21 protein-coding genes are annotated in these 23,675 nt (G+C 72.2%); 13 read left to right on the top strand and 8 right to left on the bottom strand.

Going from position 1 to position 23,675, the window contains the following annotated elements; all coding sequences use genetic code 11:
- Positions 1–60 precede the first annotated feature (60 nt).
- Positions 61–1,092 carry an S-methyl-5-thioribose-1-phosphate isomerase gene (gene mtnA, locus ACFUO4_RS36555; RefSeq protein ID WP_383493029.1) on the bottom strand — a complete coding sequence of 344 codons (1,032 nt, stop codon included), beginning with the start codon at positions 1,090–1,092 and terminating at the stop codon, positions 61–63.
- 293 nt (positions 1,093–1,385) lie between these two features.
- Here mtnA and ACFUO4_RS36550 point away from each other — a divergent pair, with 293 nt between their 5' ends.
- From ACFUO4_RS36550 to ACFUO4_RS36515, 8 genes are all read left to right on the top strand, one after another.
- A complete protein-coding gene (locus ACFUO4_RS36550; protein WP_079308574.1) occupies positions 1,386–2,435 on the top strand; it encodes a BMP family ABC transporter substrate-binding protein in 1,050 nt (349 codons plus the stop codon).
- Positions 2,416–3,960 (top strand): ABC transporter ATP-binding protein, encoded by a 1,545-nt coding sequence (locus tag ACFUO4_RS36545; RefSeq protein ID WP_383493025.1) that lies wholly within the window; start codon positions 2,416–2,418, stop codon positions 3,958–3,960. Before ACFUO4_RS36550 ends, ACFUO4_RS36545 begins: the two co-directional genes overlap by 20 nt.
- On the top strand, positions 3,950–5,002 hold the full coding sequence (locus tag ACFUO4_RS36540) for an ABC transporter permease (protein WP_383493022.1): 1,053 nt from the start codon (positions 3,950–3,952) through the stop codon (positions 5,000–5,002). The genes ACFUO4_RS36545 and ACFUO4_RS36540 overlap by 11 nt, the downstream gene beginning before the upstream one ends.
- A complete protein-coding gene (locus tag ACFUO4_RS36535; protein ID WP_383493019.1) occupies positions 5,002–5,874 on the top strand; it encodes an ABC transporter permease in 873 nt (290 codons plus the stop codon). Before ACFUO4_RS36540 ends, ACFUO4_RS36535 begins: the two co-directional genes overlap by 1 nt.
- On the top strand, positions 5,871–6,623 hold the full coding sequence (locus ACFUO4_RS36530) for a nucleoside phosphorylase (RefSeq protein WP_383493016.1): 753 nt from the start codon (positions 5,871–5,873) through the stop codon (positions 6,621–6,623). Before ACFUO4_RS36535 ends, ACFUO4_RS36530 begins: the two co-directional genes overlap by 4 nt.
- Entirely contained in the window at positions 6,620–7,915 is a 1,296-nt protein-coding gene (locus ACFUO4_RS36525) for an amidohydrolase (protein WP_383493013.1), read from the top strand. The genes ACFUO4_RS36530 and ACFUO4_RS36525 overlap by 4 nt, the downstream gene beginning before the upstream one ends.
- A 99-nt stretch (positions 7,916–8,014) precedes the next feature.
- Positions 8,015–8,686 (top strand): FadR/GntR family transcriptional regulator, encoded by a 672-nt coding sequence (locus tag ACFUO4_RS36520; RefSeq protein WP_079308579.1) that lies wholly within the window; start codon positions 8,015–8,017, stop codon positions 8,684–8,686.
- A gap of 228 nt (positions 8,687–8,914) precedes the next feature.
- A complete protein-coding gene (locus ACFUO4_RS36515) occupies positions 8,915–9,925 on the top strand; it encodes a PAC2 family protein (RefSeq protein ID WP_079308580.1) in 1,011 nt (336 codons plus the stop codon).
- A 59-nt stretch (positions 9,926–9,984) separates the two neighbouring features.
- Here the strand turns inward: ACFUO4_RS36515 and ACFUO4_RS36510 are convergent, their stop codons facing one another.
- Complete coding sequence (locus ACFUO4_RS36510; protein WP_079308581.1) at positions 9,985–10,938, bottom strand: SMP-30/gluconolactonase/LRE family protein; 954 nt, start codon at positions 10,936–10,938, stop codon at positions 9,985–9,987.
- Between the two features lie 294 nt (positions 10,939–11,232).
- Between ACFUO4_RS36510 and ACFUO4_RS36505 the strand changes: the two genes are divergently transcribed.
- Entirely contained in the window at positions 11,233–12,963 is a 1,731-nt protein-coding gene (locus ACFUO4_RS36505) for a S8 family peptidase (RefSeq protein WP_383493008.1), read from the top strand.
- Positions 12,964–13,002: 39 nt separating this feature from the next.
- Positions 13,003–13,587, top strand: coding sequence for a hypothetical protein (locus tag ACFUO4_RS36500; RefSeq protein ID WP_383493005.1), 585 nt, complete (start codon positions 13,003–13,005; stop codon positions 13,585–13,587).
- A 65-nt stretch (positions 13,588–13,652) separates the two neighbouring features.
- Here ACFUO4_RS36500 and mshC read toward each other — a convergent pair whose 3' ends face one another.
- The 4 genes from mshC to ACFUO4_RS36480 form a co-directional block, all read right to left on the bottom strand.
- Positions 13,653–14,882 (bottom strand): cysteine--1-D-myo-inosityl 2-amino-2-deoxy-alpha-D-glucopyranoside ligase, encoded by a 1,230-nt coding sequence (mshC, locus tag ACFUO4_RS36495; RefSeq protein WP_079308584.1) that lies wholly within the window; start codon positions 14,880–14,882, stop codon positions 13,653–13,655.
- A gap of 113 nt (positions 14,883–14,995) precedes the next feature.
- Positions 14,996–15,811 (bottom strand): SCO1664 family protein, encoded by an 816-nt coding sequence (locus ACFUO4_RS36490; protein ID WP_383493002.1) that lies wholly within the window; start codon positions 15,809–15,811, stop codon positions 14,996–14,998.
- On the bottom strand, positions 15,775–16,365 hold the full coding sequence (locus ACFUO4_RS36485) for a DUF3090 domain-containing protein (protein WP_079308586.1): 591 nt from the start codon (positions 16,363–16,365) through the stop codon (positions 15,775–15,777). Before ACFUO4_RS36485 ends, ACFUO4_RS36490 begins: the two co-directional genes overlap by 37 nt.
- Before the next feature lie 68 nt (positions 16,366–16,433).
- Positions 16,434–17,120: a histidine phosphatase family protein gene (locus ACFUO4_RS36480; protein WP_079308587.1), complete on the bottom strand. Its 687-nt coding sequence runs from the start codon at positions 17,118–17,120 to the stop codon at positions 16,434–16,436.
- A 62-nt stretch (positions 17,121–17,182) separates the two neighbouring features.
- Here ACFUO4_RS36480 and corA point away from each other — a divergent pair, with 62 nt between their 5' ends.
- Complete coding sequence (gene corA, locus ACFUO4_RS36475; protein WP_079308588.1) at positions 17,183–18,181, top strand: magnesium/cobalt transporter CorA; 999 nt, start codon at positions 17,183–17,185, stop codon at positions 18,179–18,181.
- A gap of 4 nt (positions 18,182–18,185) precedes the next feature.
- Here the strand turns inward: corA and ACFUO4_RS36470 are convergent, their stop codons facing one another.
- Positions 18,186–18,974: a ferritin-like domain-containing protein gene (locus tag ACFUO4_RS36470; protein WP_079308589.1), complete on the bottom strand. Its 789-nt coding sequence runs from the start codon at positions 18,972–18,974 to the stop codon at positions 18,186–18,188.
- 287 nt (positions 18,975–19,261) lie between these two features.
- On the bottom strand, positions 19,262–20,317 hold the full coding sequence (locus ACFUO4_RS36465) for an LLM class F420-dependent oxidoreductase (RefSeq protein ID WP_079308590.1): 1,056 nt from the start codon (positions 20,315–20,317) through the stop codon (positions 19,262–19,264).
- A 176-nt stretch (positions 20,318–20,493) separates the two neighbouring features.
- On the opposite strand from ACFUO4_RS36465, the gene ACFUO4_RS36460 reads away from it, so the two are divergent.
- Entirely contained in the window at positions 20,494–21,480 is a 987-nt protein-coding gene (locus tag ACFUO4_RS36460; protein WP_079308622.1) for an aldo/keto reductase, read from the top strand.
- Complete coding sequence (locus tag ACFUO4_RS36455) at positions 21,477–23,642, top strand: helix-hairpin-helix domain-containing protein (RefSeq protein WP_383492997.1); 2,166 nt, start codon at positions 21,477–21,479, stop codon at positions 23,640–23,642. Before ACFUO4_RS36460 ends, ACFUO4_RS36455 begins: the two co-directional genes overlap by 4 nt.
- Positions 23,643–23,675: the final 33 nt, after the last annotated feature.

Raw genomic sequence — 23,675 nt, 5'->3', positions numbered from 1 at the left:
TTCTCCGGCAATGAGAAGGGACCCCCGGGAGCCGGGGGTCCCTTCCTGTCGCCGGGGGCCCTATTTCAGGTGGTCGCCCGGCAGTTGGCCGGCCGACACCTCCAGCACGCCCCGTTCCGTCACCAGCCCCGTCACCAGCCGCCCCGGCGTCACGTCGAAGGCGGGGTTGTGGCCGCGCGACTCGGCGGGCGCCGTCCGTACCCCGCCCCACTCCAACACCTCGGCCTCGCCGCGGAGTTCGATGTGGATGTCGTCGCCGGTCTTGGTGGCGAGGTCGACCGTGGTCGTCGGCGCGGCCACCAGGAAGGGGATGCCGGCGTCGGCGCAGGCGAGGGCGACGCCCACGGTGCCGACCTTGTTGGCGGTGTCGCCGTTGGCCGCGATGCGGTCCGCGCCGACGATCGCCGCGTCGACCTCGCCGCGCAGGACGGTACCGGCGGCGGCCCCGTCGGCCTGGACGTAGTGCGGTATGCCCTCCTGGGCCAACTCCCAGGCGGTGAGCCGGGATCCCTGGAGCAGAGGGCGCGTCTCGTCGGCGTACACGACCTCCAGGCGCCCGCGCGCGTGGAGTTCACGGATGACGCCGAGTGCGGTGCCCCAGCCGGCGGTCGCCAGGGCGCCGGTGTTGCAGTGGGTCAGGATGCGCAACGGCCGGTCCTCGCCGACCAGTTGGAGCAGCCAGTCGGCGCCGAAGGCGCCCATCGCGCGGTTCGCCTCGACATCCTCGCGCTGGACGGCGGCGGCCTCCTCCAGCACCGCGCCGAGGCCCTCGTCGAAGCGGGTCATGACGCGGTCCACGCACACCATGAGGTTGACGGCCGTGGGGCGGGCCGCACGGACCCGGGCGACGGCCGCGCGCACCTCGTCCTGCGACCAGCCCTCGCGCTCCCCCTGGATCAGCGCGAGCGCGACACCGTACGCGCCCGCCGCCCCGATGGCCGGAGCGCCACGCACCACGAGGCGCTGGATCGCGTCGACCAAGGTGTCCACATCGTGGACATCCAGCGTCTCGGTGCGCTGCGGCAGCAGCGTCTGGTCGATGAGGGCGAGGCTCTCCCCGGTCCACTCGACCGCGCGCAATTCCTGGGGCATATCGGGACACTCCTGATGTTCCGGTGGTCTCCGCCACCGTACATGACCTGCACGAACCATAGTTCGAGACAACCGAGCAGGTGTCCGGAAACGGATGCTACTGTCCAGCGATCAGTCCGCAGACCGAGACGAAGGAGGAAAGACCGTGCTGCTGACCAAGCGCCGTTTCCTCGACTTCGGCCGGTGTGCCGGCGACGGCTGTCGACGCTGACCCGTCCCCGCAGCGTCACCCCGTCCACCACCCCCACGCGCTCCCGACGGAGCGCGCATCGCCGTATCCGGAAGGTCCCCCGATGCTCCGCAGATCCCGCCGTACCCTGCAGGTCGCCGCCACCACCGCGCTGATCGTCACCGCGGCCACCGCCTGCAACGCCGCCGCGAAGAACGACTCCGGCAGCGCGAGCGCGGGCAGCGAGACGTCCTTCACGCTGGTCACCCCGGACGCCGTCGGCCAGAACGAGTTCCTCAAGCTCGCCGTCAGCGGCATCAAGTCCGCGGCGAAGCAGCACGACGGCTCGCAGAAGGTGTACGAGTCCACCGACACCGCCTCCCAGCAGCAGAACGTGCAGGCCGCGGTCGACGCCAAGCCGGACGTCGTCGTGCTGGTGGGCTTCGAGTTCGCCGACATCGTCGCCCAGCAGGCCCAGAAGAACCCGAAGCAGCAGTTCCTGATCATCGACGCCTGCACCACCAAGACGTTCAAGAACGTCAGCTGCGCGGTCTTCCGTGAGCACGAGGGCGTCTACCTCGCGGGCGCCGAGGCGGGCCTGCTCAGCAAGTCGGGCAAGGTCGGCGCGGTCGACGTCCTCGACACGCCCCAGTTCCGCCGCTACAGCGACCCGTTCGCGGCCGGCGCCAAGAAGGTCGCTCCGAAGACCACCACCGACACACGCTTCGTCGGCGGCCAGTCCCCGTTCGACGACTCGGCCCGCGCCAAGGAGCAGGCGGGCACCCTGCTCGCCAAGGGCTACGACCAGCTCATGGCGGCCGCGGCGGCGGGCAACTACGGCGTCTTCGAGGCCGCGAAGGCCAAGGGCGCGTACGCGTACGGCGTCGACGTCAACCAGTGCCCCTCGGCACCCGGCACGGTCGTCGACAACGTGATCAAGCGCACGGACATCGCCGTGGAGAAGGGCATCGAGTCGGTGCTCGACGGCAAGGCGGGCACGACCGTCTCGTACGGCCTGAAGGAGGGCGGCATCAGCCTGACCGGCCTGGAGGACGGCGTCGGGACGTCGAAGTGCGTCATCGCCGACCACGCGGACGTCCTCACGAAGGTCAAGGAACTGCGCGACCAGATCGTGTCCGGGAAGCTGACGGTCGATGACCCCGCAGCAAGCTGATCCGGCGGTCGAGCTCCGGGGAATCACCAAGCGGTTCCCCGGCACGCTCGCCAACGACGCCGTCGACCTGACCGTCCGGCGCGGCGAGATCCACGCCCTCATGGGCGAGAACGGCGCGGGCAAGTCCACGCTCATGTCGATCCTGTACGGCATGACACGCGCCGACGCCGGTTCGGTCCGCGTCGACGGGCGCGAGGCGGACTTCGCCAGCCCGGGCGACGCGATGGCCGCCGGGCTCGGCATGGTCCACCAGAGCTTCAAACTGTTCGACTCGCTGAGCGTGGCCGAGAACGTCGTCTACGCCGCCGAGCCGCGCCGCTTCGGCCTGGTGGACCGGGCCGCGGCCCGCCGCCGGGTGCGTACCCTCGCCGAGGAGCACGGCCTGGCCGTGGACCCGGACGCCCGCGTCGGAGACCTGCCCGTTGGCCTGCGCCAGCGCGTCGAGATCCTCAAGCTGCTGCACCGCGGTGCCCGCACGCTGATCCTCGACGAGCCGACGGCCGTGCTCACGCCCGCCGAGGCGGACGCGCTGTTCGCCGTCCTCAAGTCGCTGGCCGCACAGGGCCGTACGGTGATCCTCGTCACGCACAAGCTGCGCGAGGTCCTCGAAGGCAGCGACCGCGTGACCGTGCTGCGGGACGGCCGGGTGGTGGCCCGCCTGGTCACCGCGGAGACCTCCGCCGACGAGATCGCGGCCGCGATGACCGGCCGCGCGGTCGAACTGGACCGCATCCATGCCCCGGGGACGCCGGGTGACGTGGTCCTGGACGTGTCCGACCTGGCCACCGACGGGGTGCGCGAGGCCTCGCTCACGGTGCGGGCGGGCGAGATCGTCGGCATCGCGGGCGTCGCGGGCAACGGCCAGAGCGAGCTGATCGAGGCGCTGGCCGGACTGCGGCCGACCACCGCGGGACGCGTGTCCCTGCTCGACGCCGACATCACGCACGCCTCGGCCACCGAACGCCGCCTGGGGGGCCTGGCGTACGTCCCCGAGGACCGGCACGCGGTCGGTACGGCGCCTGCCGCGTCCGTCGCCGAGAACCTCGCGATGGGGCATCACCGTACGTCGTTGTCGTCCCGCGGCCTGCTCCCGCCGACCGGAGTCCGGGCGCACGCACGGCAGTTGATCGACCGCTTCGGCATCAAGGCGCCGGCGCCGGAGGTTCCGGCTTCCGCGCTGTCCGGCGGAAATCTCCAGAAGCTGCTCATCGGCCGTGAACTCGCCCACGACGCACCGCTGTTGCTCGTCGAGCAGCCGACCCGCGGGGTCGACATCGGCGCCATCCAGAACATCCACGACCAGCTGGTCGCCTACCGCGACGCCGGTCACGCCGTGCTCCTCGTCTCGGCCGAACTGAGCGAGATCCGGGGCCTGGCCGACCGGGTGCTGGTCATGTACGAGGGCCGGATCACGGCGTCGTACGACAAGAACGAGGCGGACGAAGGGACGCTGGGCCTCGCGATGGCGGGCGGCCAGGTCACGGCGGGCGCCGCCGACCGGCATGAACAATCGGATGTCGACTGACATGAACGACCGGATATCGGGAGCCCTGCGCTCCCCCCTCACCTTCTCCGTGCTCGCGGGCGTCCTCATCGGCGCCCTCTTCCTCGTCGGCACCGGCGCGGACCCGATCGCGGCCTACGAGGCGGTCCTCACCGGCTCGCTCGGCGCCGACGGCATCGGCTCCACGCTGACGACCGGCACCAGCGTGCTCGGCATGGCGCTCGCGCTGGCGATCCCGCTGCGGGCCGGGCTCATCAACCTGGGCGGCGACGGTCAGATGGTCCTCGGCGGCATCACGGCGGCCGTGACCGGCCTGTACGCACCGCTGCCGGCGCCCCTCACCGTCGTCCTCGCCCTCCTCGCGGGCATGGCGGCCGGTGCCCTGTACGCCGCCCTGGCCGCCCTGTGCGAGAACCACTTCGGCGTTCCGCTGCTGGTCAGCAGCCTGCTGCTGAGCTACCCGGCGGTGTCGCTGGCCTCCTATCTGGCGCGCTACCCGCTCAAGGAGCCCGGTTCCAGCCTCCCGCAGACCCGCGCCCTGCCCGACGGGGTGGCGCTGCCCGCGTTCGGCGACTCCACGGTCACCTGGGGGCTGGTTCTGGTCGGCCTGGCGGCGGCCGCCTACTGGTTCACGGACCGGCGGACCGCGATCGGGTACGAGATCCGTATGACCGGCCTCAACGCCCGCTTCTCCGCCTACGCGGGTGTCGAACGCCGGGGCCTGACCCTGAAGTTGATGTCCGTGTCGGGCGCGACCGCCGGACTCGTGGGCGCCATCGGGGTGTTGAGCTTCCCGTACCGTTTCGTGGACGGCTCGCTGACCGCACCGGGCTACACCTGGACGGGGCTGACCGCCGCGCTGCTGGCGACGGCCGCCCCGCTGGGCACGGTCGTGGCGTCCTTCTTCTTCGCCGTCCTCCAGGTCGGCGGCCTGGCGATGGAGCGGACGACGGAGGTGCCGCGCGAACTCACGCAGGTGCTCCAGGCGATCGTGATCGTGTTCCTCGCGGCCCGACTGCGTTTCCCCCGCCGGTGGTTCAACCGTCGCAAGGAGGCGGTGTGATGTTCTTCGACTCCGATCTCCTGATGTCGGCGCTGCGCGCGCTGACCCCGATCCTGCTGGCCGCGCTGGGCGGTGCGATCTGCGAACGGGCGGGCGTGTTCAACATCGGCCTCGAAGGCATGATGCTGATGGGCTGCTTCACGGCCGTGGCGACGAGCTGGTTCACCGGGAGCCCCTGGCTGGGCGTGCTGGCGGCGGCCCTCGCGGCGGCGGCCTACTCGCTGATCCTGGCGGTCGGCACGGTGACCCTGCGCGGGGACGCGGTCGTTCTGGGTGTCGCCATGAACCTCCTCGCCGTGGGCCTCACCAGCTTCCTGCTGCGTACGATCTTCGGTGTGCAGGGCACTTTCGACGATCCGTCACTGGCCGGGCTGCCGTTGACCGGCGGTCTGAGTCCGCTCGCCTATCTGTCGTGGGCGGCGGTCGGCGTGGCCGCGGTCATGCTGTCGCGGCACGTGTGGGGGCTCAGGCTGCGCGGGGTCGGCGAGGCTCCGGACGCGGCGGCCACACTCGGAGTGAGTCCCGCGAAGTACAAGTACGCGGCCGTACTGCTCTCCGGCGTCCTGTGCGGTCTCGCCGGTGCCCAACTGGCGCTCGGCAACGTCACGTTGTTCACCGAGAACATGACCGCGGGCCGTGGTTGGATCGCCGTGGTCGCCGTCATGCTCGGCCGCGCCCTGCCGCTGGGCGTCCTGCTCGCCGCCCTGCTCTTCGGCCTCGCCGAGGCGGCCGGCTTCCGCCTCCAGGGCCTCGGCCTGCCCCAACAGGCCACCGATGCCGCGCCGTACGTCGTCACGCTCGGCGCCCTCTTCCTCACCACGGCCCGCCGTCGTCGCCGTGTCCGTCCGTCGTCCACCGGAGCCGCCTCATGACGCAGGACCTGCTGCCCATCACCCGCATACCCCGCACCGGCCTGCCGGCCCACGCGGTCGTCGTCGGCGACCCTGCGCGCGCCGCGGCCGTCGCCGCGCTGCTCGACGGCGCCGAGGAGGTGTCGTACCACCGCGAATACCGTGTGTTCAGCGGCAGTTGGAAGGGCCTGCCGGTCGTCGTGGCCTCGCACGGGGTGGGCGGGCCGGGCGCGATCCTGCTGTTCCAGGAGCTCGCGGACGCGGGCGTACGGGTGCTGCTGCGGTTCGGTACGGCGGGTGCGATGAAGCCGGGGATCGCCGACGGTGACCTCGTCATCGCCGAGGCGGCCGTCCGCGACGACGGCGTCACCCAGCAGCTGCTGCCGCCGGAGTACCCGGCGGTCTCCTCCCCAGAGGCCGTCTTCGCGCTCCAGCGCGCGGCCCGCGCCGCCGACGCCCCGCACCACCGGGGTGTCGTCTGGACCCGCGCGGTGTTCCAGCCCGGCCTGCTGCCGCTGTTCTCCTACGACGGTGCCGGCCTCGCCGCCATCGAGATGGAGCTCTCCGCGCTGCTGGTCACGGCGTCGCTGCGCGGGCTCGTCGCGGGCGGTGTGCTGGTCGTCGACGGGGCGAACGCGGACGAACTGGTCGACGACGACGGCACCAGCGTCTACGACCCGCACCGGGACGTGGTCGCCGCCGGTGTCGAGAAGGGAGCCGTCGTGTCGCTGGAAGCGCTGCGGCTGCTGGCCGAGGAGTACGGACTGTGAGCATCGATCTGCTGGTGCACGGCGGTGACGTGCTCACCGTCGACGAGGCCGGAACCGTCGTACGGGACGGGGCGGTCGCCGTCCACGAGGGCGAGATCGTCGCCGTCGGCCCCGCCGAGGAGCTGACAGCGCGATTCACGGCCGCGGAGCGCATCGACGCGGAGGGCTGTCTCGTCCTCCCGGGTCTGGTCAACACGCACACCCACCTCGCGATGACCCTCCTGCGCGGGCTCGCCGACGACGTCACCCTCCAGGGGTTCCTGGAGCGGGTGCTGCCCGCCGAGGCCCGGCTGCTGGCGCCGAAGAACGTGGCGGCGGCGGTGCGGCTCGCGATCGCCGAGAGCGTCCGGGCCGGGGTGACCTCCGCGCTCGACATGTACTGGTTCCACGAGGCGGCCGAGCAGGCGGCCCGTGAAGCGGGCTGGCGGCTGCACACCGGGCCCACCTTCATGGATGTGCCCGAGCCGCCGGACGCGATCGCGTACGGGGACCGGCTGGAATGGGCGCGCCGGGATCTGGTGGCGCGCGGCCCGGTCCGCCCCGGCCACCGGCCCGTGGTGTTCGCGCACTCGACGTACACCCTCTCCCCCGACCAGCTCGTCGAGATCTTCGCCCTGGCACGGGAGTTCGGCGCCCTGATCCACATCCACGCGGCCGAGAACGCCACCGAGGTCGCCACGGTCGAGGTCAAGTACGGCAAGCGGCCGGTGGAGCTGCTGGACTCGCTCGGGCTGCTCGGCGACGACGTGCTGCTCGCGCACGCCGTGGACCTCACCGGCCCGGAGATCGCGGTGCTGGCCCGCACCGGCACCTCGGTCGCCCACTGCCCCGTCTCCAACCTGAAGCTGGGCTGCGGGATCGCGCCGGTGCCGCGGCTGCTGAGCGCCGGGGTGACCGTCGGGCTCGGCACGGACGGGGCCGTCAGCTCCAACACGCTGGACGTGCTGGGGGCGGTGCGGCAGGCGGCGCTCGTGCACAAGGCGGGCGGCGACCCCACCCTCGTCGGCGCCGAACAGGCCGTACGCATGGCGACGATCGAGGGTGCGCGGGCGCTCGGGCTCACGGCGCAGCTGGGCTCACTGGAGTCGGGCAAGCGGGCCGACCTCGTCGTCCTCGACCTGGGCGCCCCGCATCTGCGGCCGCTGCACGACCCGTGGTCGACGCTCGCCTACGCCGCGCACTCGGCGGACGTGCGGGACACCGTGGTCGACGGGCGGGTGCTGATGCGGGACCGAGTGCTGACGACGCTGGACGAGCCGGCCGTGGTCGCCGACCTGGAAGCACTGGTCTGACCGGGGATTTTCCTCCCACGGCGCTCTTCCCACCCCCATAATGATGTGAGACATCGGATGTCTCGACGGACATGCGCGTGAACCACAGGGAGGCCGGCCATGGCAGTGACCGACGAGGCGATCGAGAAGATCAAGGACATGATCGTCTCCGGTGCCCTGCGCCCCGGCGACCGGCTGCCGAAGGAGTCCGAACTCGCCTCGGAACTCGGGCTGTCCCGCAACTCCCTGCGCGAGGCCGTGCGCGCCCTGGCGCTGATCCGGATCCTGGACGTGCGACAGGGCGACGGCACGTACGTGACCAGCCTCGACCCCCAACTCCTCCTGGAAGCCCTGAGTTTCGTCGTCGACTTCCACCGCGACGACACGGTCCTGGAGTTCCTCGCCGTGCGCCGCATCCTGGAGCCGGCCGCGACCGGGATGGCCGCGACCCGGGTCAGCGAGCAGCAACTGGACGCGCTCTCGGCCCAGTTGGACAAGCTCGGCGACAACCCGTCGGTGGAGGAGCTGGTCGCCAGCGATCTGGACTTCCACCGGGGCATCGTGCAGAGCTCCGGCAACTCGGTCCTGTGCTCCCTCCTCGACGGCCTGTCGGGCCCCACCACCCGGGCCCGGATCTGGCGCGGCCTGACCCAGGAGGACGCCGTCAGCCGCACGCTCCACGAACACCGCATGATCCTCGCCGCCCTGCGGGACCGGGACGCGGAGGCGGCACGGTCCTGGGCGACGGTGCACATCGCGAGCGTGGAGCAGTGGCTGCGCGCGTCACTGTGACGCCCCCTCGCATCACTCACCGTCATCCGACGTCTACCCGGGTCACCGACCGGTCCACGTGACATCCGTGCAGGGTGATCCGGCACAGCTCGGATGACCGGGGGGTGTTCCGGGGTGGCTGATGGGGCAGTGATGCGTTCACTCCCCCGTGCAAGGGGGCTGCGGACGCCCCCGCTGGACGCCGTAAGGTTGGGGCGTACGGGAGGGCACGTCGGAAGGAGGCACTGGGTGATCGAGCTCGAGGGGGTTCCCGAGCTGATCGACCCGGTCATGGTGGCCGCGTTCGAGGGCTGGAACGATGCCGGCGACGCCGCCTCCACCGCGGTCGCGCATCTGGACAGGGAGTGGAAGGGCGAGGTGTTCGCGGCGCTGGACGCCGAGGACTACTACGACTTCCAGGTGAACCGGCCCACGGTGTGGATGGACGCCGGAGTGCGCAAGATCACCTGGCCCACGACACGGCTGTCCGTGGTCCGGGTCGGCGGCGAGAAGCCGCGCGATCTCGTGCTGGTCCGAGGGATCGAACCGTCCATGCGCTGGCGCTCGTTCTGCAACGAACTGCTGGGCTTCGCCCATGAACTGGGCGTGGAGCTGGTCGTGGTCCTGGGCGCTCTGCTCGGTGACACCCCGCACACGCGTCCGGTCCCGATCAGCGGGACCACGTCCGATCCGGACCTGGCCCAGCGGATGGACCTGGAGGAGACGAAGTACGAGGGGCCCACGGGCATCGTCGGCGTCCTCCAGGAGGCGTGCACGCACGCGGGTGTGCCGGCCGTGTCGCTGTGGGCGGCGGTGCCGCACTACGTGTCGCAGCCGCCGAACCCGAAGGCGACGCTGGCCCTGCTCAACCGGCTCGAGGACCTGATCGACGTGCGCATCCCGCTGGGCGAGCTGCCCGAGGACGCGCGCGCCTGGCAGGTGGGTGTGGACCAGCTGGCCGCCGAGGACAGCGAGGTCGCCGAGTACGTGCAGACGCTGGAGGAGGCCCGGGACACCGCCGAACTGCCGGAGGCGTCGGGCGAGGCGATCGCCCGCGAGTTCGAGCGGTATCTGCGGCGCCGGGACGGCGGCAGCCCGCCGGGCGGGCACGCGACGGAGAGCGGCGACGGTACGTCGTATCTGCGGGACAACCCCAGCGGTCGTACGCGACCGCCGAAGCCGCCGAAGCCGAGCGCGGACACGGACCCCGAGCCGGGTACGGAGACGGGAGCCGACGGCGAGGATTCGTCGGACGAGTGAGACGGGGAAGGGCGGTGCGCCTCGCGTGCACCGCCCTTTTTCGTGCCGGGAGGCAGGCGTCAGACCTGCGGTACCGCCACCGCGTCGTAGTCGGTGTCGGGAGTCGGCTGCTCCACGTCGAAGCGGGCGTTGGGCAGGTAGAGCCGGTCGCCCCAGGCCGCGACGGTCGTCGGGATGCGGAAGCGCGGGTCGGTGATCCGGGTGATCGCCGTGCCCTTGGTGCCGGCCGCGTTCAGGTGGAAGACGTCGATGGCGTTCTGCGCCTGCTGGACGACGTAGAAGGTCCGGCCGAGCAGCAACATGCCGTCCCCGTTGGGGAGTTTCGCGCCGCCGAGGTCGACGGCGGTCGCGGCTCCGGTGCGCGGGTCGACCCGCATGAGGGTGCCGCCGTCGGCGAAGCAGTTCACCACGAGCAGGGCGCGGCCGTCGGGGGTGCGCTCGATGCCGTTGGCGGTGAAGTCGTCGCCCTGGACCCAGTCGCCGGACAGGGGCAGCGTCGTGAGGGCGCCGGGCGCGCCGTGCCTGCCGAGGGCCACGCGGTAGAGCTGGGCCTTGAAGGAGTCGGTGAACCAGGCGGCGCCCGGGGTGAGGATCACGTCGTTCACGAAGCTGCCGCCGGTGGCGTACACCTTCTCGATGGCACCCGAGTGCAGGTCCACCGTGCGGATCTCACCGCTGGCGCCGCCGGCGAGGAACAGCCGGCCGTGGCCGGTCTTGAGGCCCACGGTGGGGTGGCCGGCGCCGAGGCCCTTGCTGACGACGGAGCCGCGGCCGGTGGCCAGGTGCGCCCGGTAGATGTCCCCGTTGGCCAGGGAGCCGAAGTAGGCGAAGGGTTTGCCGCCGATGGCGATGCCCTCGGGCTGGAAGCCGTCGGGCAGCGGGAACTGGTCGGGCCAGGCGGTTTTCGGCGCTTCGGCCGCGTGCGCGGTGCCGCCGAGCAGCGCCGCTCCGGTCAGCGCCGCGGTTGCGGTGAGCAGTCTTCTACGTGCGAAGGAACGTGCTGTGGGTGCCACTGTGCGTCCTTCTGCCAAGGGGCCGGCGGTCACCGGCCGAACGGTCAACAGACGCTCTCACCCCATCACATGACCGTCACCTCCGCAGTCTCTGGCCGGATTGCGGCGTGACATCTGTTTCAGGACGGATTGCACGCGGTACCCCGTTCAACTTGATTTCAAACCGAGTTGGCGAACGCGGGGTGGACGAGGGGCCGTTCCGGTGCTTGGTTGTCCCCCGGAGGCGCACCGAGCCCCCCGCAGACGCACCCCCCGCAACCAGGCACCCGCAAGGACCGAAGGGAGCGGTACCCGATGAGCGACCAGGTACAGCCGGCGCAGGGCCCGGGAGCGTCCGGGCCGGGGCCCGACGGAGCGGGATTCACCTACCGAGGAGCCGAGCAGGAACTGATCGTCGTCGCCCGCCCCGAGGCCCGGCTGCGCGCCGGCGCCGAGGGCGTACGGTCGGCGGCCGGTGCCGACGTCTCGGCCCTCAACATGTTCCTCAGCGACGAACAGCTCGCCCTGGAACCCCTGTTCGGCAGCGAGGAGAGGCTCCGGCAGTCGGCCACGGCGCACACCGAGAACGTGCCCGACCTCGCGCTGTTCTACCGGGTCCGCGGCGACCGCAGCCGCGCCGAGGAACTGCGCTCGCGGATCGCCGCGCTGCCGGGCATCGACACCGCGTACGTGAAGCCGGGCGCCGTCCCCGCATCTCTGGGTCAGGTCGGCGAGGAGAGCGGTCGGCTGAAGGAAGGCGCCCCGGTCACCCCGGACTTCAGCGGCCGACAGGGCTATCTGGGCCCCGCCCCCGAGGGGATCGACGCCCAGTGGGCCTGGCAGCGGCCCGGCGGCACCGGTCAGGGCGTGACCGTGATCGACGTCGAGGGTTCCTGGCAGCTCGGTCACGAGGACCTGGCCGCCAAGCTGGCCGGCGTCGTGGTCGGCACCCCGCTGACCGACCTGGCCTGGCGCAACCACGGCACCGCGGTGATCGGCGTGATCGGCGGCGACCGCACCGAGCACGGGGTCACGGGGATCGCGCCGGACGCGGTGACGGCCGCCGCGTCCTTCCAGGGCATCGGCACCGCGGCCGCCGTCCACGCGGCGGCGGACCGGCTCGGCCCCGGCGACATCGTGCTGGTCGAGCTGCACCGCCCGGGACCGCGGCTGGACTTCGCCGACCGCGACGACCAGAGGGGCTACGTCGCCCTCGAATGGTGGCCGGACGACTTCGCGGCCGTCCGGTACGCCACCGCCAGGGGCGTGCTCGTGGTGGCTGCCGCGGGCAACGGGGCCGAGTCCCTCGACGACGCCGTCTACGAGCACCGCCCGGACGGATTCCCGCAGTGGTGGCGCAACCCGTTCAACCCGTCCAACCAGTCCTCCGGCGCGGTCCTGGTCGGCGCGGGCGCCCCACCGCCCGGCACACACGGCCGCGACCACGGCCCGGACCGCTCCCGGCTCGCGTTCTCCAACTACGGTGCCCGCGTGGACGCCCAGGGCTGGGGCCGCGAGGTCACCACCACCGGCGGCTTCTGGGACCGGCCCGGTGACCTGCAGGGCGGGCCCGAGGAGATCGCCTGGTACACGGACACGTTCTCCGGGACGTCCTCGGCCTCACCGATGGTGGTCGGCGCGCTGGCCGCGCTCCAGGGCATGCTGAAGGCGGCCGGCCAGGCGCCGATGTCCCCGGAGCGGGCCCGCGCGATGCTGCGGGCGACCGGGTCACCGCAGCAGGACGCGCCGGGCCGGCCCGCGTCCCAGCGGATCGGCAACCGGCCCGACATCAAGGCGGCGGTCACCCATCTGCTGCCGCACGCGGTCGGCTCCGGCCAGGCCGAACGGTACTGGGACGAGCTGCTGCCCTATCCGCGTGAACTCCCACCGCGGCTCCGGCTGTTCGTGGCCGGCGGCTGGCGGAACCTCAACCATCCGTCCCCCGAGATCCGCCAGGCGGTGCACTCCGCCTTCGCGGGAGGACGGCCCGACGTCCGCGTGTGGTTCGCGGACGACGAGATCGTCGGCCTGGTCGTCTCGGGCTGACGAAGCACATCCCCACCATCAAGGGAAGGTGACACCCGCATGAGCACCACCCCGCAGATGAGCCAACTGGGACAACAGCAGGGACAGCAAGGACAGCAGGGACAGCAGGGACAGCAGTTCCCGAGCACCTCTCCGTACCAGCAGCAACCGCAGCAGCCGTACGGCATGGGCGGCTTCGGCGGCTCGCTGGAGCAGCTCCAGCAGCTCGGCCAGCAGCAGCCCTACCAGCAGCTGCTCCAGCAGCTCGGCCAGCAGCCCTTCACCCAGCAGCAGGGCTTCGGCCAGCAGCAGCTGGGCCAGCAGCAGCAACAGGTCGAGCAGCAGGTGCAGCAGCACATCCACCAGATCGCCCAGGCCGCCGTGCAGTACGTGCAGCAGCAGGTGCAGACACAGGCCCTCCAGGCCGGCATCGCCAGCGGCTACATCGACGTCGTCCAGCCGCTGCCGGGGCAGCCGAGTGTGATCGGCCTGCTGGTCGGCGGTCAGCTGAGGGTCCTGTTCAACCCCAACCCGCAGACCCACGACCAGGTCCAGGAGGCGTTCGCCTTCGGGCACCAGGTCATCGGCATCTGGGACTCCCAGACCCCGCAGATCCTGCGCAGCATCCAGATCCGCAGGATCTGACCGGCACCGGGTGACACGAAGGGCGCTTCCCGCACCGGGGAAGCGCCCTTCTCGGTACTCCGGCGCTACAGCGCGACGCCGAGCAGCGCGTCCACCGCGCGCGAGACGACGCCGGGGGCGCTCTCGTCCGTGCCGCCGGACTCCTCCTGGCGGGCCGCCCAGCGGTCGACCGCGGCGAGCGCGGCCGGGGCGTCGAGGTCGTTCGCGAGGGCCTCGCGGATCTCCTCGACGAGCGCCTCGGCGGCGGGGCCGTCGGGGCGGGAGACGGCGGCACGCCACCGTCCGAGCCGCGCGACCGCGTCTTCGAGCACCTGGTCGGTCCACTCCCAGTCGGCCCGGTAGTGGTGGGCGAGCAGGGCGAGCCGGATGGCGGCCGGGTCGACACCCTCGCGGCGCAGCGTGGAGACGAAGACGAGGTTGCCCTTGGACTTGGACATCTTCTCGCCGTGCAGGGCGACCATGCCGGCGTGGACGTACGCCTTGGCCATGGGGAACTCGCCGGTGAGCACCTGGGCGTGGGAGGCGCCCATCTCGTGGTGCGGGAAGGCGAGGTCGGAGCCGCCGCCCTGGACGTCGAAGGTCATGCCGAGGTGGTCGAGGGCGATGGCGACGCACTCGATGTGCCAGCCGGGTCGGCCGCGGCCGAGCGAGCCGCCGTCCCAGCTCGGCTCGCCCGGGCGGGCGGCCATCCACAGCATCGGGTCGAGCGGGTTCTTCTTGCCCGCCCGGTCGGGGTCGCCGCCGCGCTCGGCGGACAGCAGCCGCATGGCGGCGGCGTCGAGGTTGGAGACCTTGCCGAAGTTCGGGTCGGACTCGACGGAGAAGTAGATGTCGCCTTCGAGTTCGTAGGCGGCGCCCGCGTCCCGGAGCCGCTCGACGAGCGGGACGATGCCGGGTATGGCCTCGACGGCGCCGATGTAGTGCTGTGGCGGGAGCATCCGCAGGGCGGTCATGTCCTCGCGGAAGAGGGCCGTCTCCTTCTCGGCGAGGGCGACCCAGTCGACGCTGTCCCGCTCGGCACGCTCCAGGAGCGGGTCGTCGACGTCGGTGACGTTCTGGACGTAGTGAACCTGCCGCTTGGTGTCGAGCCACACGCGCTGCACGAGGTCGAACGCGTTGTAGGTCGCCGCGTGCCCCATGTGGGTGGCGTCGTACGGCGTGATGCCGCAGACGTAGATACGGGCGACGGGACCGGGGTCGAGGGAGACCAGACCGCCGGTCGCGGTGTCGTGGATCCTCAGGTCGCGGCCCTGACCAGGCAGGGCGGGGACCTCGGAAGCGGGCCAGGCATGCATGTCATGAGCCTAACCGGACGGATGTTCCGTATACGAACCGGACCGGGCCGGATGGCCGGTAAGGCGGTCTTGCGTGCTGTCGTCCGGTGTGCTGGTGCACCGGTGGTGGGCTGCTACACCGGCGGCCAGGGAATGGCCGGCCACTCCCCGCTCGGCTCCGGGTGCTTGCCGGTGGCGAGCAGTTCGTCGACCCGCGCGCGTGTGGCGTCGAGTTCGGCAGGCGTGATGAGTACGGCCAGACGCGCGGCCAGCGCCCCTTCGGCGCCGAGCGCCTCCTTGAGGCCCTTGAGGACGTCGACCGCCTCCCCCGTCAGGGGCTCGCCCGCCCAGCCCCACAGCAGGGTGCGGAGCTTGTTGTCGACGTTGAACGTGACGCCGTGGTCGATGCCGTACAGGCGGTCCCCGGCGGGCAGCAGATGGCCGCCCTTGCGGTCCGCGTTGTTGATCACGGCGTCGAGGACGGCGAGCCGGCGCAGCCGTTCGTCGTCCGCGTGCACCAGCAGCGCGGTCTCGCCCTCGCCGACCTCGGCGAAGCCGATGGCCTTCCAGCCGGGCTCGGGTTCCTCGCCGTCGACCAGGGCGAGCAGCTCGGCGCCGGGCGCGCCCTCGATCCACAGCTGGACCATGCCCTCGCCGAAGGGGCCGTCGCGCAGCACGGTGGGCGGGACCAGGCCCCAGCCGGTCGCCTCGGACACCTCGTAGGCGGCGACCTCGCGCTGGGCGAGGGTGCCGTCCGGGAAGTCCCACAGGGGGCGTTCGCCGCGGACGGGCTTGTAGACGCAGAAGACCTCCTGGCCGTCGTGCTCCACGGAGCAGTACAGCACCGCGTTGGAGGCGTCCCGGATCTGTCCGCGCACCGTCAGCTCACCGCGGGTGAGCAGCTCGGCCGTGGTCACGCCCCGCGGCGGTATCCGTTCTGGCGCGGACATACGTGTCCTTCCGGGTCGAGCGGGAGGCTGCACAGCGGGCACGGCGGCCGCCCGGCGTTGACGACGTCCAGGGCCCGCTTGGCGAAGGCCCTCGCCTGCGCGCCGGTGAGCCGGACCCGCAGCATCGGGGGGCCGTTCTCCTCGTCCTGGAGGAGCCTTTCCTCGGCCTCGGCGAGGTCCTCCTCGGACTCCGCGTCGAGCTCCACGAGGGCCTGCGCCTCGACGATCATGCGCTGTTCCTCGCCGTCCCAGGCCAGCGCCATGGTGCCGACGCGGAACTCCTCCTCGACGGGGGTGTCCAGCGGGGCGGTGTCGGAGATCTCGGTGGGTGCCACCGCCGGGACGGAGGCGTTGCCGCCGCTGCGCCGGACCACTTCGTCCAGCAGCTCGTCCATGCGCTCGGCGAGGGCGGCGACCTGGGTCTTCTCCAGGGCCACGCTGGTCACCCGGGAACCCGCGATGGCCTGGAGGAAGAACGTACGGCGTCCGGGCAGTCCGACCGTGCCGGCCACGAAGCGGTCCGGAGGGTCGTAGAGGAACACCTGACGGGACACGTCCTGTCTCCTGGAGTCGTGATGGGTACGGCGCTACTGCGACCGCTTCACCCTACTGCGCCCGACGATCACGGTGCGCCCGCACCGCCCCCGACCGGGGCGTCGTCCGCGGGCGGGGTCTCGCGCGGGGCCAGGGAGGTGAAGTCACCGGTGTCGCCGAGGCGTACGAGGAACGGGCGCAGACGGGTGTAACGGATCGCGGTGATGGAACACGGGTCTACGGAGATTCGCTGGAAGAGGTCGAGATGGAGTCCGAGCGCGTCCGCGACGAGCGACTTGATGATGTCGCCGTGCGAGCACATGAGGTAGACGGCGTCGGCGCCGTGGTCGCGCTCCACGCGCGCGTTCCACTCCCGTACGGCCTCGGCGGCGCGGGTCTGCATGGCGCGCATCGACTCGCCGCCGGGGAACGCGGCCGCCGACGGATGGGCCTGGACGACCTGCATCAGGGGCTCGTCGTTGAGTTCGGCGAGCTTGCGGCCCGACCAGTCGCCGTAGTGGCACTCGCCGATCCGCTCGTCGGTGTGGGCGGTCAGCCCGGGCCGGGCGTCCAGGAGCGGCTGGAGCGTCTCCTGGCAGCGCTGGAGCGGGCTGCTGACGATCTCGGCGAGGGGCAGCTCGGCGAGCCGCTGGGGCAGCGCGGCGGCCTGGGTACGGCCGCGCTCGTCCAGGGCGACGCCGGGGGTCCACCCGGCGAGCAGTCCCTCGGTGTTGGCGGTGGATCGTCCGTGCCGGACGAGGATCAGCGTGGGCATGCGGCCCAGGGTAGGCGCACGCGCGCGTGCACCGGCGAGCGAGTGACGGGAGAATACGCACCGTGATCGTGGACTGTGCCGTCTACCGCGACGGACACCGCACCGAGGGCCCCGACGACCTCTCCGACGCCCTGGCGGAGGCGAGGGCCGCGGGCGGGTTCGTCTGGATCGGGCTGCACGAGCCGTCGGAACGCGAGTTCGACCTCGTCACCCAGGAGTTCGGGCTGCATCCGCTGGCGGTCGAGGACGCGCTGAAGGCCCATCAGCGGCCCAAGCTGGAGGTCTACGACGACTCGCTCTTCCTCGTCCTCAAACCGGTCGTGTACGAGCCCGACAGCGACCAGGTCTCCACCGGCGAGGTCATGCTGTTCCTCGGCGACTCCTTCGTGGTGACCGTCCGGCACGGCGAGGGCGCCCCGCTGAAGGCCGTACGGCGCCGTCTGGAGCAGGAGCCGGACATGCTCCACAAGGGCCCGACGGCGGTGCTGTACGCCATCTCGGACGCCGTCGTCGACCACTACGTGGAGGTGGCGACCGAGCTCCAGACGGACCTGGAGGAGCTGGAGGCGGAGGTGTTCGCGCCGGACGGGGGCGGCGGCTCCCGGAACACGGCGTCGCGGATCTACACCTTCAAGCGGCAGATCCTGGAGTTCCGCCGGGCGACCGGCCCGCTGGCGCTGCCGCTGACCCGGCTGGCGGGGATCGGCCAGTTCGGCGGCTCGGTGCCGTTCGTCAGCGAGACGTCGCGGCCCTTCTTCCGGGACGTCAACGACCACCTCACGCGGGTGAACGAGTCCGTGGAGGGCCTGGACCGGCTGGTGTCGGACATCCTGTCGGCGCATCTGGCGCAGATGAGCGTCCGGCAGAACGACGACATGCGGAAGATCTCCGCGTGGGCGGCCATGGCCGCGATCCCCACGATGATCGCGGGGATCTACGGCATGAACTTCGACCACATGCCGGAGCTGCACTGGGTGTGGTCGTATCCGGCGGTGATCGCGCTGATGGCGGTGCTGGAGGTCATGCTGTACCGGACGTTCAAGCGCCGGGGCTGGCTCTGAGCCGTTACGCGAACTCGGGGGCGGCGGTGGCCGGGCCGCCGAGCGCGTCGCGCCGTTCGGGCATCTTCAGGGAGACCATGCGGCGCCAGCCCACCGCGCGTTCGTACGCGTACACGGCGTGGATGCCCGCCGCGAGGACCGCCGACTTGGCCTTGGGCCAGCCCAGGATGCGGCCCATGTGCGCCATGACGGCGAGGCTGACGTCGCGGTAGACGCGGATCTCGGCGAGCGCGCACTCCTTCAGGATGCGCTGGATGTCCCGGCCGTGGCCCGCGTACGCGAAGCGCAGCAACTCCTCGTGGCAGTAGGCGAGGTGGTTGTCCTCGTCGCCCGAGATCATCTTCACCGCCCGCCCGAGGTCGGGGTGGTCGGCGAAGTGCTTGCGCAGCAGCTCCATCTGCTCGGAGGCGCGCTGTTCGGTGACCCTGCTGTGCGCGAGGTAGGTCACGATGTCCTGCACGGTGAGCGGCTGGTCGGCCTTGAGCTTGTCGTGGGCGAGACCGATGCCGTTGCGCTCCAGGAGCATCGTGTAGTCGGTGTCGGGGGGCACGGGTACGGGGTCGAGGCCGCGCTTCTTCATCAGGGCGTTGAAGATCCGGCCGTGTTTGTCCTCGTCGGCGCCGTGCCGGGTGATCTTGGGGGCGAGTCCGCGCTCGCTCTCGGGGACCAGGGCGGCGATGCGGGCGTTCTCCCAGCCTCCCTGCGACTCGCCGCTGGCGGCGATGGAACAGAACAGGCGGAAGGAATCGTCGTTGTCGAGGATCTCGGTGAACAGACTCTTGGCCGAAAGCATCGTGGGCACCTCTCTGCGGGACTCCGCGGCAAACCCCGAAGAACGAGTCAAATGCGGTGAGAGAGGTGCTGCAACAGCTGTGTCGGACAACTCCGCCAAAAGGAGGACCCACGGGGTCACGACGGGGGCGTAACCCGGCGGCCACGCGCGCGTTGTTCTGCGTGACGGCCGTGGCGGGGAAGACCCCCGAGCCCCCACCACGGCCGCAGAAACCTCCGGCGGTCTTGAAGCGCGTGTTACGGCGCCCGCCGTTACGCCATCCGGCCGTTACGCCGACCGGCCCGCTGTCATGCCAGTCCGGCCCGCTCCAGGGCCTCGGAGCCGGCGCGGAGCGCGGCGATCCGCTCGTCGAGCGTGAAGCCCGCGGGAGCGAGGCTCAGCGAGGTGACACCGGCCGCCGCGTACTCCTTCATCCGGTCGGCGATGCGGTCCACGGAACCGAGCAGCGTCGTCTGGTCGATCAGGTCGTGCGGGATCGCCGCCGCGGCGCCCTGCTTGTCGCCCGCGAGGTACTTCTCCTGGACCTCGGCGGCGGCCGCCTCGAAGCCCATGCGCTGGGCGAGCTGGTTGTAGAAGTTCTGCTTGGCGCTGCCCATGCCACCCACGTACAGGGCCGTGTAGGGGCGGAAGGTGTCGGCGAGCGTGGCCACGTCCTTGTCCTCGCCGAGCGCGAGCGGCAGCGTCGGGTGGACGTCGAACCCTTCGAGGGTCTTGCCGGCCTTCTCCCGCCCGGCCCGCAGGTACTTGATCGTGGTCTCCTCCAGGTGCGCCGCGGAGGGGAAGATCAGCAGCGCGCCGTCGGCGATCTCACCGGTCTGCTCCAGGTTCCTGGGGCCGATCGCGGCGATGTAGAGCGGGATGTGCTCGCGCTCCGGGTGCACGGTCAGCTTCAGGGGCTTGCCGGGGCCGCCGGGCAGCGGCAGCGTCCAGTGCGTGCCCTCGTAGGACAGCCGCTCGCGGGTCATCGCCTTGCGCACGATCTCGACGTACTCACGCGTGCGGGCCAGCGGCTTGTCGAACTTGACGCCGTACCAGCCCTCGGAGACCTGCGGCCCGGAGACGCCGAGGCCGAGGCGGAAGCGGCCGTGGGAGAGCGAGTCCAGGGTGGCGGCGGTCATCGCCGTCATCGCGGGCTGGCGGGCCGGGATCTGGAAGATGGCCGAGCCGACGTCGATGCGCTCGGTCTGCGCCGCGACCCAGCTGAGCACGGTGGCCGCGTCGGAGCCGTAGGCCTCGGCGGCCCAGCACACGGAGTACCCGAGGCGGTCGGCCTCCTGGGCGACGGCGAGATTGTCCGCGTCCATTCCGGCGCCCCAGTAGCCGAGGTTGATGCCGAGCTGCATGGCCGATTCCCCTTACCGATCAGTAACGTCCCTTGTGGGCCGACCTTAGCGCGGGGGCGCGGATCGGGGCAGTTCGCGGTCGTGTTCTTCCGCCCACAGAAGTGCCGTGACGATCAGGGAAACTGGTTGTCCACAGGCCCCCACACCACTGGTTCAGGCCAGTAATGTCGGCGCTCATGGAGCAGAGGCATCTCGGCCGCACCGGCCTGCGCGTGTCCCGTATCGGACTCGGCACCCTCACGTGGGGCAGGGACACCGACGAGCACGACGCCGCGGACCTCTTGAAGACGTTCTGGGAAGCGGGCGGCAGCCTCGTCGACACGGCGGACGTGTACGGCGACGGGGAGGCCGAATATCTGCTCGGACGCCTCATAGAAGGCCTGGTCCCGCGCCGGGACCTGGTCATCTCCACCAAGGCGGGCAGCGTGCCGGACCCGGACCGCCGCTTCGACGGCTCGCGCGGCCATCTGCTCTCCGCGCTGGACGACTCCCTCACCCGCCTCGGCACGGACTACGTCGACGTGTGGCACGTCCACGCCTACGACCCCCAAACCCCCCTTGAGGAGACCCTCCAGGCGCTCGACCTGGCGGTCAGCAGCGGCCGCGCGCGCTACGCCGCCGTCTCCAACTTCTGCGGCTGGCAGCTCGCCAAGGCCGCGACCTGGCAGCTGGCGGCACCGGGCACCCGGACCCGGCTGGCGGCCACGCAGCTGGAGTACTCCCTGCTCCAGCGCGGCGTCGAGCGCGAGGTGCTGCCGGCCGCGCTGGACCTGGGCATCGGACTGCTGCCCTCCTCCCCGCTGGGCCGCGGCGTGCTGACGGGCAAGTACCGGGGGGACGCCACCCCCGCCGACTCGCGGGGCGCCTCCGAGCATCTGGCGCCCTTCGTCGAGCCGTACCTCGACGACACCGCGAGCCGCATCGTGGACGCCGTGCAGACCGCGGCCGACGGGCTCGCGGTGACCCCGCTCCAGGTGGCCCTCGCGTGGGTCCGCGACCGGCCCGGGGTGACCGCCCCGATCGTCGGCGCGCGCAACGCGCAGCAGCTCACGGCGGCATTGTCAGTGGAGGCCCTTAGTCTTCCTGACGAGATCTGCCGGGCGCTCGACGACGTGTCGGCGCCCGTGCACCGCTATCCCGATCACGACTGGAGCACGCTGTGAGCACGGAGCCGGGGCCCGCCGAGGAGACCGAGCCGGAGGAGGCGCCGACCGCGGAGGACACCGCGACGGCGGCCGGAGAGCAGGCCGGTGCCGTGGAGAGCGACGCCGAGGAGGCGACGGCTGAGGCCTCCGGCGATCAGGGGGAGGCCACGAACGGCGGCGAGGGCGACACCGCTCCCCAGTTGTCCGAGGCCGAGGCCGAACTCGCGGCACAGAAGGTCGAGCGGGAGCGGATCGCGCGGCGCAAGGCCGAGAAGCAGGGGACCGTCGAGAGCGGGGCGAAGCTCAGCGGCAAGGCCGCCGATCTGCTCGCGGCCGTGCGGGCGGTGGAGAGCGGGGCCAAGCCGGTGACGGCGGTCTTCAGCGAGCCCCCGGCACCGCGCCGACCCGCGCCGGAGCCGGTGCAGCGCCCCCAGCCCGTCGCCGCCGACGTGCCCGCGGCGCCCGCCGCCGAGACCGTCGAGTCCGTGCGCGGGATCCTGGCCGAGGGGGGCGCCCCCGAAGCGCTCGTCCCGCAGGTGGCCGCAGCGCTCGGGGAGGGCGCGGCCGAGCAGCTGCGCGCCGACCCCTGGCAGTTGCTGCGCGTCACCGGTGTACGCCCGGAGCAGGCCGACGGGTTCGCGCGGGCGCTGCTGGGCGCGGAGTGCGGCCCGGACGACGAGCGCCGGGGCCGTGCCGTGACCGTCTGGCTGCTGGAGCAGGCCGCGCTGGCCGGACACACCGCCCTCGAACTGCCCACACTCGTCGCCGCGCTGGGCAAGCAGGGCGTGCCGGACGCCGACGCGGCCGTGCAGAACACCCTCGCGGAGGCCGAGGCCCTGGTCTTCCAGGACGCCCTCGACCCGCGGGCCCCGGAGCCCGAGGACGAGGACGAGGAGCGCCCCGTCCGTGTCCTGGTCGGCCTGGAGCGGTACGCGCTGGCCGAGGAGAGCCTCGCCGACGGACTGGCCCGGCTGATCAACTCGGCGCCGAAGCAGGACGGGTCGGCCGAGGACTGGGAGCGCGCCGCGGGCTCCGCGCAGGCGTCGGCCGGCGAGCTGATCCGCGCGGTCGCGGCCCACGGCCTGGTCCTGCACACCGGCGGCGAGGCGTCCCTGGCGGAACCCGCGGCGCTGCTCCAGGCGGCCCGGGACCTCGGCCTGCGTGCCTGGGCGGCGGCCCACGGCCCGCTCGGGCGGGACCGCTTCGCGGCCCTGGTCCCCGGGGCGACCACCGTGACGACGGTCAGCGGTCTCCTGTCCGGCGCCGAGGGCCCGGGCCGGGACGCCGACGGAGCCCTCGACCTGGACCTCCTCGTCGTGCTTGACGCCCCGCAGCTGGACGTGGAGACGGCGGCGCTGCTCACGGAGTCGCTGCCGGACGGGGCCCGGCTGCTGCTGTCCGGAGATCCGGCGGTGCTGTGGTCGGCTGGCCCCGGGCGCGTGTTCGCCGATCTCCTGGCCGCGCGGGTCTGCCCCCAGGTCGCTTCCCGACGCCCCGACCCCGGCCCGCTCGGCGAGCTGGTCTCGGGCATCGGCATCGGCGAGCTGAACCAGGTCGAGGCCCCCGGCAAGGAGGTCGTGATCGTGCCGGTGCGGGACGCGGGCGAGGCCGTGCACCGGACCGTGCAGCTCGTCGCCGACTCGGTGCCGCGGGCGATCGGCGTCCCGCCCGAGGACACCCAGGTCATCACCCCGGGCCACGGCGGGGCGGCGGGCACCCGCGCCCTCAACGCCGCCCTCAAGGAGCGCCTCAACCCCGGCCCGGGCCGCTTCGGCGGCTTCGACCCGGGTGACCGTGTCGCCTACTCCCCCACCCCGGGCCGCACCCTGCCGGGCCAGGTGGTGAAGGCCGACGCGGAGGGCCTGCATCTGACCTGCTCCGGCGAGACCGTCGTCGTCCCGAAGGACCGCGTGGACCAGTCCGTCCGCCACGGCTGGGCCCTGACCGCGCACCAGGCGGTCGGCGGCCGCTGGCCCGCGGTCGTGGTGGTCCTCCCGGGCGACGCCACCCAGTCCCTGACCCGCCCCTGGGTCTACACGGCCTTCGGCCGAGCCGCCCGCCACCTGTCGGTGGTCCACGGCGCGGAACAGGCCCTGCCAAGGGCAGTGGCAGAAATCGAGGCCAAGCCCCGCACAACCCGTCTACCGGTACTTCTCACCCCACAACTGACGTCAGGCTGACCCACCCGGGGGCGCGGGGAACTGCGCGACCAG

The organism is Streptomyces sp. NPDC057280, from assembly GCF_042668605.1.
Lineage (GTDB): Bacteria > Actinomycetota > Actinomycetes > Streptomycetales > Streptomycetaceae > Streptomyces.
Note: the sequence above shows the minus strand (reverse complement) of the source record. Positions and strands in the feature narration are given on the sequence as shown.